Genomic DNA, 9,837 nt, shown 5'->3' with positions numbered 1-9,837 from the left:
GTAGGCGTCCACGGCGTCGTCCACGCACGCGTTGCCCTTGTTGTACCCGGTGTGGCCCTCGCCGACCCGGGTGATGAGGATACCGCCCTCGAGCTGCTTCGCCAGAGACTCGGCCCAGGCGTACGGCGTCGCGGGGTCGTTGGTCGTGCCGACCACGAGGATCGGACCGGATCCCGCCGCGGTGATCTCTCCGCGCTTGCCGGTGGGCGGATACGGCCACTGCTCACAGGGGTCGGGGCCGTCCCAGTACGGGGCGATCGTCGGCGCTTCGGCCTTGATCTTCGCGTCGGACGCCGCCTTGGCCGCGGCATCGTCCTCGAGCGGGTAGTCCATGCAGTTGTACGCGCGGAACGCCTCGGTCGAGTTGTCGGTGTACTTCCCGTTCTTGCGGTTGTTGTAGAAGTCCGCGAGCTGGAACGCCACCGACGGGTCGCCCTTCAGCACCGCGGCGAGCGACTGCGTGAGGTACGACCAGCTCTCCTGCGAGTAGAGCGCCGCGACGATCGAGGTCATCAGCGTGTCGGCGCCCAGCATGCGCCCGTCCGCGTTCTTCTGCGGCGAGCGGTCGACGCTGGCCAGGAGGGCGCCGAGATCCTTCATCGCATCGTCGACCGTGCCCTGGAAGGGGCACTTCTTGTCCTTTAGGCAGTCCGCCATGTACGCGCGCAGCGCGGATTCGAATCCGATGGCCTGCGTGGTGCTGACGTCGAGGCTGGACACGGCCGGATCCAGGGCACCGTCGAGCACCAGGTGTCCTACCCGCTCGGGGTACAGCTGCGCATAGGTCGCGCCGAGGAAGGTTCCGTAGGAGTAGCCGAGGTAGTTCAGCTTCTTGTCGCCGAGGACGCCGCGCAGCAGATCCATGTCGCGCGCGGAGTTCACCGTGGTGATGTACGGCAGGATGCCCTTGCTGTTCTGCGCGCAGGCGTCGGCGAAGCCCTTGTTGGCACTCTTCTGCGCCGCCGTCCACTCGTCGCCGCCGCGGGCGCCGGGCCGGATCGTGTACAGGTAGTCGTCCATCTGCGACGCGTCGAGGCACTTCACGGCCGTGGAGGATCCGACGCCGCGCGGATCGAAGCCGATGACGTCGTAGTTCTTGATGAGCGTGGGGCTGACCGCGTAGTCGAGGCTCGACTTGATCAGGTCGAGGCCGCTGGCGCCCGGTCCGCCCGGATTCGTCAGGAGCGAGCCCTTGGAGGCGCCGGTGGCGCGATGGCGCACGACGGCGAGGTCGAGGGACCCCTTGGCGGGATCCTCCCAGTCCAGCGGCGTCTTCACGGTGGTGCAGTCCATGCCGCTGCCGCACGCCGACCAGCTCAGCTTCTGCCCGTAGAAGGGCTTGAGGTCTTCGGCGATGCCCGACGTGTCGGGGCTCGCGGCCGGCCCTGCCGACGTGGACTGCGCGGGGATCATCGAATACAGGCAGCCCGACAGTGCGATCGCGGCGACGACGAGACCCGCCACCACCACCGAGGTGCGGCGCAGGCGCGAGGGGGAACGCGTGTTCATGGTCTCCTCCCGCTCGTGACGGTCACGAGCAAGCTCTCGAGGGCCAGCGCGGGGGCGACGTTGCGCTCCAGCGCTTCCCTGGTCTCGGCGAGATGGTCGAGCACGACGAGCGTGCGCTCCGGCGGCCAGGCAGCCGCGAGGGCGGCGAGCTCCGGCGCCAGCTCGGCGTTGATCAGCACGTCGTCCCGGCCGAACTGCAGCATCACGACGTCCCGGAACAGCGACTGCAGATCGGTGAGCACGCGGTCGAGACCGTCGCGCACGCTGCGCTTCGCGCGCTGCTTCTGCTCGTCCTCGAGCGCGTTGATCTGCGAGCGCACGGCAGGCGGCACCGCCTGGCCCTCGGCGATGCCCACTGTGTGCAGCAGGGCGCGCCGTTCGGCTTCATCCCGCTCCGCAGTGAGCGCCTTGGCATCGTCCGTCGCCGCCTGCACGATCTGCCCCGCGACCTCGACGGCGTCGTTGACCCCTCGCGTGTCCAGCACGGCGCGCAGCGTCTGCTCGCGGCGAGCCCGGGCTGCGGAGTCGGTCGCGAGACGCTGCGCCATGCCGATGTGCCGCTGCGCATGCCGCGCCGCCTGCTCGGCGACGGCCGGGTCTGCGCCGGTGCGCCGCACGATGAGCTCTGCGACCGCGGACACGTCGGGCTCGCGCAGCCGCAGCGACCGCACCCTGGACCGGATCGTGGGCAGCAGATCCGCCTCGCTCGGGGCGCACAGGATCCAGACCGTCTGCTCCGGAGGCTCCTCCAGAGCCTTCAGCAGCACGTTCGAGGTGCGCTCGGTCATGCGATCGGCGTCCTCGACGACGATGACGCGATACCGCCCGCTGGATGGGCCGAAGTACGACCGCTCGACGAGTGCGCGCGCCTCGGCGATCGAGATGATCACCTTCTCCGTGCGCAGCACGGTCACGTCGGGATGCGTGCCGGCGAGCACCTGGTGCATGGTCTGCTCGTCATCGGGGCGCTCGGCGATCAGCGATGCCGCGAACGCCGTGGCGAGCGTCGACCTGCCGGATCCGGGCGGGCCGGTGATGAGCCAGGCGTGCGACATCGCCGCAGGATCGGCGACGGCGGTGCGCAGCGTCTCGACGGCGTCGTCCTGCCCCCACACGTCCGTCCACGGAAAGGGAGCGAGAACGGTGGCCGGCATGCGGTCAAGCCTAACCGGGGACGGCGACATCGCACGCGCCGCCTGCGGGCGAGCAGCGCCGACCGCGCTCAGGCGAGCAGCGCCGCCACCCTGGCGCGCACCGCGGCCGCGATCTCGCCCGGATCCTGGGCGGCGTCGACGACCAGGAAGCGCTCGGGCTCGGCCGCCGCCAGCGCGAGGAAGGACTCGCGCACGCGCCGGTGGAACTCCTCGCGTTCGGCCTCGAGCCGGTCGAAGGGCTTCTCCGCGGAATCCAGGCGGCGCCGCGCGATGACCGGATCCAGGTCGAGCAGCACGGTGAGGTCGGGCAGCGCGCCTTCGGCGCCCCACAGGGAGAGTCCGCGCACCTCGTCCGCATCCAGCACGCGACCCGCGCCCTGGTAGGCGACCGAGGAGTCGAGGTAGCGATCCTGGATCACGACCTCGCCGCGCTCGAGCGCGGGACGCACGACCGTCGCGACGTGGTGCGCGCGGTCGGCGGCGTACAGCAGCGCCTCGGCCCGGGGCGCGATGTCGCCGCGGTGATGCAGCACGATGTCGCGGATGAGCACGCCGACCTCGGATCCGCCGGGCTCGCGCGTGCGCAGGGCCTTCCAGCCCTGGCCGCGCAGCCACTCCTCCAGCAGCGCGGCCTGGGTGGTCTTGCCCGTCCCGTCGCCGCCCTCGAGCGTGATCCAGAGGCCGCGGCCCGCGCTCACGCGCCGGCCTGCTTCTTCGCCGCGTTGGCGGCCCTCGTGGCTGCCGCCTTCTTCGCCGCGGCGGAGCGGGCGGCGGCCTTCTCGGCGTCGGTCGCCGCCGCCTTCTTGGCCGGGGCCTTCTTGGCCGGAGCCTTCTTCGCCGCGGTCTTCGCGGGCGCCTTCTTCGCGGGGGCCTTCTTCGCGGCGGCGGTGCGGGCTCCGCGCTTGGGCGCCGGGCCCTTCGCGCGCTTGTCCGCCAGCATCTGCACGGCGATCTCGAACGTGATGTCCTGCACCTGCTGTCCGCGCGGGATGGTCACGTTGGTCTCGCCATCGGTGACGTACGCGCCGAATCGGCCGTCGCGGATCCGGATCGGCTTGCCGCTCACGGGATCCGGATCGAACTCGGCGAGAGCGCTCGAGGCGCGCCGGGCGCCGTACTTGGGCTGGGCGTAGACCGCCAGCGCCTGCTCGAGGTCGATGTCGAAGATCTGCTGCTCGCTCTCGAGCGAGCGCGAGTCCGCGCCCTTCTTGAGGTACGGTCCGAAGCGGCCGTTCTGCGCGGTGATCTCCTCGTCGGTCGCCGGATCGACGCCCACGACGCGCGGGAGCTCGAGGAGCTTGAGCGCCGTGTCGAGGTCGATCGTGTCGACCGACATCGAACGGAACAGCGATGCGGTGCGCGGCTTGGGCGCCGCCTCCTTCTTGGCGCCGCGCTTCGGCTTGGGAGCCTCCACGACCTCTCCGGTGGCTTCGTCGACCTGATCGTCGTCGGAGACCGGATCGTTCTCCTGGATGTACGGGCCGAAGCGGCCGTCCTTGACGACGATGATCTTGCCGTTGTCCGGGTTCTCGCCGAGCACGCGGTCGCCGGCCACGGGTGCGTCGATGAGCTCCTGGGCCTTGGCCGCCGTCAGCTCATCCGGGGCGAGGTCCTCCGGCACGTTGACGATGCGCGGCTTCGCGTCGGGCTGCGCCGGATCCGCGACCTCGAGGTAGGGACCGTACTTGCCGAAGCGGAGCGTCGCGGTGTCGGTGATCCGCGTCGCGTTCAGCGCCCGCGCATCGATCTCGCCGAGGTTGTCGACCACCTGACGCAGGCCCACGTGCGCGTCGGATCCGAAATAGAAGGAGTGCAGCCACTCGATGCGCTTCTGCTCGCCACGGGCGATCGCGTCGAGGTCGTCCTCGAGCGCCGCGGTGAAGTCGTAGTCGATGAGGTCGGCGAAGTGCTGCTCGAGCAGCCGCACGACGCTGAACGCCATCCAGGTCGGCACGAGCGCCTGCCCGCGCTTGGTCGCGTAGCCGCGGTCGATGATGGTGCCGATGGTGCTGGCGAACGTCGAAGGGCGGCCGATCCCGTGCTCCTCGAGCGCCTTGACCAGCGATGCCTCGGTGTAGCGGGGCTTCGGCGTCGTGCGGTGCGACTTGGCCTCGGCGTCCGCGACGCCGAGCACGTCGCCCACGGCGACCGCCGGCAGCGACTGGTTCTCGGCGGCATCGGCGGCGTTGCGGCGCTCGTCCTTGCCCTCCTCGTACGCCTCCAGGAAGCCCTTGAAGGTGTACACGGTGCCGGAGGCGGTGAACTCCGCGGTACGGCCGTCCGCGTCCACGGCGATCGTGACGGTGGTGGTCTCGTACTTCGCGTCGGACATCTGGCTCGCGACCGTGCGCTTCCAGATGAGGTCGTAGAGCCGCTGCTCCTCGCGATCCAGCTGCCCGGAGACCGACGCGGGCGTGCGGAACTGCTCCCCCGACGGGCGGATCGCCTCGTGCGCCTCCTGCGCGTTCTTGCTCTTGGACTTGTAGACGCGCGGCTTGAGCGGCACGGCGGCGTCGCCGTAGAGCGCGACCGCCTGCGACCGGGCCGCCTGCACCGCCTGGGTGCTGAGCGCGGTCGAGTCGGTGCGCATATAGGTGATGAAGCCCTTCTCGTAGAGGCGCTGGGCGACGCTCATCGCCTGCTTCGCGCTCATCGAGAGCTTGCGTCCCGCCTCCTGCTGCAGCGTGGAGGTGGTGAAGGGCGCGTAAGGGCTGCGCGTACCGGGCTTCGCCTCGACCTTGGAGACGGTGCCGGATCCGACCGCGTCGACGGCTGCGGCGAGCGCCGCTGCGGCCTTCTCGTCCAGGACGACGACGGCCTTCTTCAGCGCGCCGTTGTCGTCGAAGTCGGTGCCGCGGGCGATCGCGCCGCCGTCCAGGCGCACCAGGCGCACGCTGAACGTGGTGCCGGAGGCCGCGGCCTTGGCGTCCACGTCCCAGTACTCGGCGGACACGAACGCCATGCGCTCGCGCTCCCGGTCCACGATCATGCGGGTGGCGGCGGACTGCACGCGGCCGGCGGAGAGGCCGGACTTCACCTTGTACCAGAGCACCGGCGAGACGTCCCAGCCGTACAGGCGGTCCAGGATCCGGCGGGTCTCCTGCGCGTCGACGAGCGCGAGGTCGAGCTCGCGGGTGTTGCCGACCGCGGCCTGGATCGCGTCCTTGGTGATCTCGTGGAACACCATCCGCTTGACCGGAACCTTCGGCTTGAGGGTCTCCAGCAGGTGCCAGGCGATGGCCTCGCCCTCGCGGTCCTCATCAGTGGCGAGCAGGAGCTCGTCGGCGGTCTTGAGGGCGCGCTTGAGCTCGGCGACGGTCTTGGTCTTGCGATCCGAGACCACGTAATAGGGATCGAAGTCGTTGTCGACGTCGATCGAGTACTTGCCGTACGCCTGCTTGTCAGCAGCGGGGATGTCCTTCTTGTCGGCGAGGTCACGGATGTGACCCACCGAGCTGAGCACCTCGAAGCCGTCGCCGAGATAGCCCTGAATGGACCTCATCTTCGTCGGAGACTCGACGATGACAAGCTTCTTGCCTTGCGCCACGGGTGCGTCCTTTCGTCGAAGCACACCATACACACCGCACCGGAGTCGGGGACTCAGCGCGGTCATCCGTCGCCGGCAGGAAGTTCGGGTGGTCCTGCACGGGATCCGGCGACGGCCGGGAATCCAGCGTACGCCGCCGCGACATGCACGATGACCACGGCGCCGTCGATCCGGCAGTCCTGGAGCGCCGCCTCGTGCGCGAGGGCGACCCGGGCGGCGAGGGCGCAGGGCTCCTCCGCCACGGGGATCGCGCCCGAGATCGCATCGGCGGCGGCGAGCGCGGCGGCGTCCGCCGCGGCCGCCGCCCGCTGCGACGTCGCACCGGCTCCGCCGACCATGGCCACGCCCAGACCGAACGCCGCGACCACGGCGATCCCGCCGATCGCGAGGACGGAGCCCGCCATCACCGCCCTCCGTCCAGTGCGCAGCCGGTCGCCCGGATCGGCACGACGAGGCCGCCGAGGATGCGGGTCTCGGCCGAGGCCGTCACGCACACGAGCGCTTCGGACCGCGACACCGCGAACTCCGCTGCGGGATCCGCGCGCGTCACCGCCGCCCCGGCGGCTCCCGCATCGTCGCCGCGCCCGAGGAGGCGCGCGGCGTCGGCCACGGCGTCCTGCAGCGCCACCATGCGCATGCCCGCGCCGAGCGCGCCGACCCCGAGGAGAAGCGTCAGCACCACGACGGGGAGCGCCATGGCGAGCTCTGCGGTGGCGGAGCCGCGCTGCCGATCACAGCCGGCACGGATCCGCTGCGCCGGACCGGTCATGCCACCGTGAGGGCCCGGCGCACGAGGTCGGTCAGGATCCCCCGCACCTCATCCGAGCGCATGATGACGACAAGCAGGCCCGCGAAGGCGACCGCGGCCATCGTGGCGATGGCGTACTCCGCGGTGGCGGCACCGGTGTCGTCGCCGAACAGCAGAGCGGCACGGCCCCGGGTGAGCGGCGGCAGCGCTCGCGCGACCGGGGCCATCGGGACGGCGACCTGCTGCGACGACGAACGGCGCGTCATCGCGGTGGGACGGATCTGGTTCATGGTGTTCCTTCTTTCTTCTTCGGGTGACGGCGCCCGGTCGAGCGCCGCCGGACTCAGGCGAACGGCAGCGGCGTCGTGGACAGCACGCTGAGGATCAGAGGGGCGACGCCGAGCAGCATGAACGCCGGGAGCGTGCACGCCCCGAGCGGGAGCAGCAGGAGCGAGCTCAGCCGTGCGGCCCTGGTGCGGCCGGCGGTGCGGGCGTCGCGGCGCGCCCGATCGGCCTCGGCGCGAAGGAGCTCCACGGCCGGCACTCCTGCGGCAGCGGAGAGGCGCAGCACGCGCTCGATCGCCTCCTCCACGGTCGCAGGATCGTCCTCCGCCACGGTCTCCTGCTCGACGAGGGCTCTGGCGCGCGGAATCGCCGTCCCGCCGGCGAGCGCGACGATGAGCAGCTCGGCGCGGATCCCGGGGACGCCCGCCGCCGGCGCGGCGCCGCGCACCAGCGACCGCGTCCATGCCCTCGCGATCAGCAGCAGCCCGAGGCCCGCGACCAGGCAGATCCACCCGACGGGCTGCGTGAGCAGCATCGTCACGGTGTCGAAGCCGAGCGCGGTCCCGAGCAGCAGACCCACGAGGGGCAGCCACAGCATGAGACGGGCGGTGCCCGCGGGTTCGGCGAGCGCGACCGAGATCTCGGCTCGGATCTCGCCGGCCTGCTCGAGCGCCGCCGCGATCGCCCGCAGCACCTCCCCCGACGGAGCACCGACGGTCGCAGCGATCGCCCAGGCCGCGCCGACCAGACGCCACGCCCCGCCTCTGGCACGGATGGCGTCGACCAGGGCGCGCCCCTGCTCCACCTCGGCGAGCACGTGGACGGCATCCGTCGAACCGCTCTCCGCGAGGTGCCGCCAGGCCGTGACCGGGGCCGCCCCCGCCTGCAACAGGACGGCCAGCGTCCGCACGATCTCCGCGACCTCGGCCTCGGAGGGCTGCGCCCCGCGCCGGCGCATCCGCTGCACGACGCGGCGGTTTCGGGGATCGGCGCGCGTGCGCCTGTCCTTCACCATGGCCGGACCTCCTCGATGCCGAGATGCTCGCCCGCCAGTCGCAGCACGCCGACCTGGGCGAGCCGGCGCACCCCGCCCTCGGCGCGCACGAGATGCAGCACGTAGGCGAAGGCGCTCACGGCCTGCCGGGCGAGCGCCGGCGGATCCATCCCCGCCAGCGCGCCCAGCGCCTCCAGCCGCGCAGGCACGTCGGCGAGCCCGCTCGCGTGCAGGGTGCCCGCGCCGCCGTCATGCCCCGTGTTCAGCGCGGTCAGCAGATCGCGGATCTCCTCGCCGCGGCACTCGCCCACGATCAGGCGGTCCGGCCGCATCCGCAGAGACTCGCGCACGAGCCGCGCCACGCTGATCGCGCCGACGCCCTCCAGGTTCGGCTGCCGCGCCTCGAGCGAGACGTGGTGCGGATGCCGGGGCCGCAGCTCGGCGACGTCCTCGATGGTGACGATCCGCTCGTGCGGCGGGACATGGGCGAGCAGGGCGGCCAGCATCGTGGTCTTGCCCGTGCCGGTGCCGCCGGTGATCAGGACGTTCCTCCTGCCGCGCACCGTCTGCTCGAGCCAGGCCCGCTGCGCCCCGTCGATAGCTCCGAGCCGGCCGAGATCGTCCAGGTCCGCCGCGTGCACGCGCGGGATCCGCACCGAGACCGCGGTGCCGCCTGTCGACACCGGGGCGAGTACCGCATGCACGCGCACGCCCGACGCGAGCCGGACGTCCACGCAGGGCGCCTGGTCGTCGAGATGCCTGCCCCCGAGAGCCACGAGGCGCACGGCGAGCTCCCGCACCTCGCGCTCGGAAGCCGTCCATCCCGGCACCGCCTCGGCGCCGGCGCCGCGATCGAGGAAGAGCCCCGCGGCGCCATTCAGGAACAGGTCGGTGACCCGCGGATCGGCGGCGTGCACGGCGAGGTCGCCGAAGGCCGGATCCAGGTCCAGCCGCTCTGGGGCGGCTGCGGATCCCCGCGGGACGATCACGAAAGGCGAGGCCATGTCCCGACGCTAGGGACCCGTGATCCGGCTCGGGACGGGGTCCGCGCAATCCGTGCACAACCCGCCGCCCGCCCGGTCTGTGCAGAACGAGCGCCCCTGCAGACGCGGGCGCGGAAGCCGCCGGCGACGAAGGAGGAGGAAGAGGAGTGGGCGGCATCCCACGGGGGGAATGGGATGCCGCCCGTCTGCGGCCGGCGGAGGGGGACCGTCGGAACCGCAGGAAAGCCGGATTCGATTGATCGGCCGTCGGACAGTGTACGTCCGAAAAGGCACCGTACAAAACGGATCCCACTACCGACTTCCGTCGGTAGTGAGAGACGATGGGCACGGCTAGATTCGCCGATGTCACGGCTCACGCCGCGATCCCCCCGCCGCAAAGGAGCGCCCTCTCACCATGAGCAGCCAGATCGATCACGTGTTCGACGAGACCCGGGTGTTCCCGCCCTCCCCCGAATTCGCCGCCGCGGCCGTCGCGCAGCCGGAGATCTACACCGAGGCGGCCACCGATCGCGAGGCGTTCTGGGCGAAGCAGGCGCGCGAGCTGCACTGGCACACGCCGTTCACCGGGGTGCTGGACTGGTCGACCCCGCCGTTCG

10 protein-coding genes are annotated in these 9,837 nt (G+C 71.7%); 1 reads left to right on the top strand and 9 read right to left on the bottom strand.

The window, feature by feature from the left end:
- The 9 genes from B7X32_RS14405 to B7X32_RS14365 form a co-directional block, all read right to left on the bottom strand.
- The coding region (locus B7X32_RS14405) for an alpha/beta hydrolase (protein WP_292720941.1) at window positions 1–1,509 on the bottom strand (1,509 nt) is incomplete at its 3' end.
- On the bottom strand, window positions 1,506–2,663 hold the full coding sequence (locus B7X32_RS14400; protein ID WP_292720938.1) for a DNA polymerase III subunit delta': 1,158 nt from the start codon (window positions 2,661–2,663) through the stop codon (window positions 1,506–1,508). The genes B7X32_RS14405 and B7X32_RS14400, both read right to left, overlap by 4 nt.
- Before the next feature lie 68 nt (window positions 2,664–2,731).
- Window positions 2,732–3,361, bottom strand: coding sequence for a dTMP kinase (gene tmk, locus B7X32_RS14395; protein ID WP_292720936.1), 630 nt, complete (start codon window positions 3,359–3,361; stop codon window positions 2,732–2,734).
- Window positions 3,358–6,210 (bottom strand): type I DNA topoisomerase, encoded by a 2,853-nt coding sequence (gene topA / locus B7X32_RS14390; RefSeq protein WP_292720933.1) that lies wholly within the window; start codon window positions 6,208–6,210, stop codon window positions 3,358–3,360. Before topA ends, tmk begins: the two co-directional genes overlap by 4 nt.
- Before the next feature lie 62 nt (window positions 6,211–6,272).
- Entirely contained in the window at window positions 6,273–6,614 is a 342-nt protein-coding gene (locus tag B7X32_RS14385) for an Rv3654c family TadE-like protein (protein WP_292720930.1), read from the bottom strand.
- On the bottom strand, window positions 6,614–6,979 hold the full coding sequence (locus B7X32_RS14380) for a TadE family type IV pilus minor pilin (RefSeq protein ID WP_292720927.1): 366 nt from the start codon (window positions 6,977–6,979) through the stop codon (window positions 6,614–6,616). Before B7X32_RS14380 ends, B7X32_RS14385 begins: the two co-directional genes overlap by 1 nt.
- Window positions 6,976–7,185 (bottom strand): DUF4244 domain-containing protein, encoded by a 210-nt coding sequence (locus B7X32_RS14375; RefSeq protein WP_292720943.1) that lies wholly within the window; start codon window positions 7,183–7,185, stop codon window positions 6,976–6,978. The genes B7X32_RS14380 and B7X32_RS14375 overlap by 4 nt, the downstream gene beginning before the upstream one ends.
- Before the next feature lie 116 nt (window positions 7,186–7,301).
- Window positions 7,302–8,258: a type II secretion system F family protein gene (locus tag B7X32_RS14370; protein WP_292720924.1), complete on the bottom strand. Its 957-nt coding sequence runs from the start codon at window positions 8,256–8,258 to the stop codon at window positions 7,302–7,304.
- On the bottom strand, window positions 8,252–9,241 hold the full coding sequence (locus B7X32_RS14365; RefSeq protein WP_292720919.1) for a TadA family conjugal transfer-associated ATPase: 990 nt from the start codon (window positions 9,239–9,241) through the stop codon (window positions 8,252–8,254). Before B7X32_RS14365 ends, B7X32_RS14370 begins: the two co-directional genes overlap by 7 nt.
- Before the next feature lie 394 nt (window positions 9,242–9,635).
- Here B7X32_RS14365 and B7X32_RS14360 point away from each other — a divergent pair.
- Window positions 9,636–9,837: acetyl-coenzyme A synthetase N-terminal domain-containing protein (locus B7X32_RS14360; RefSeq protein WP_292720917.1), on the top strand; the 202-nt coding region annotated here is incomplete at its 3' end.

This window comes from Microbacterium sp. 13-71-7, assembly GCF_002257455.1.
In the GTDB taxonomy this organism is placed as follows: domain Bacteria; phylum Actinomycetota; class Actinomycetes; order Actinomycetales; family Microbacteriaceae; genus Microbacterium.
This window is presented reverse-complemented; position numbering and strand designations above follow the sequence as displayed.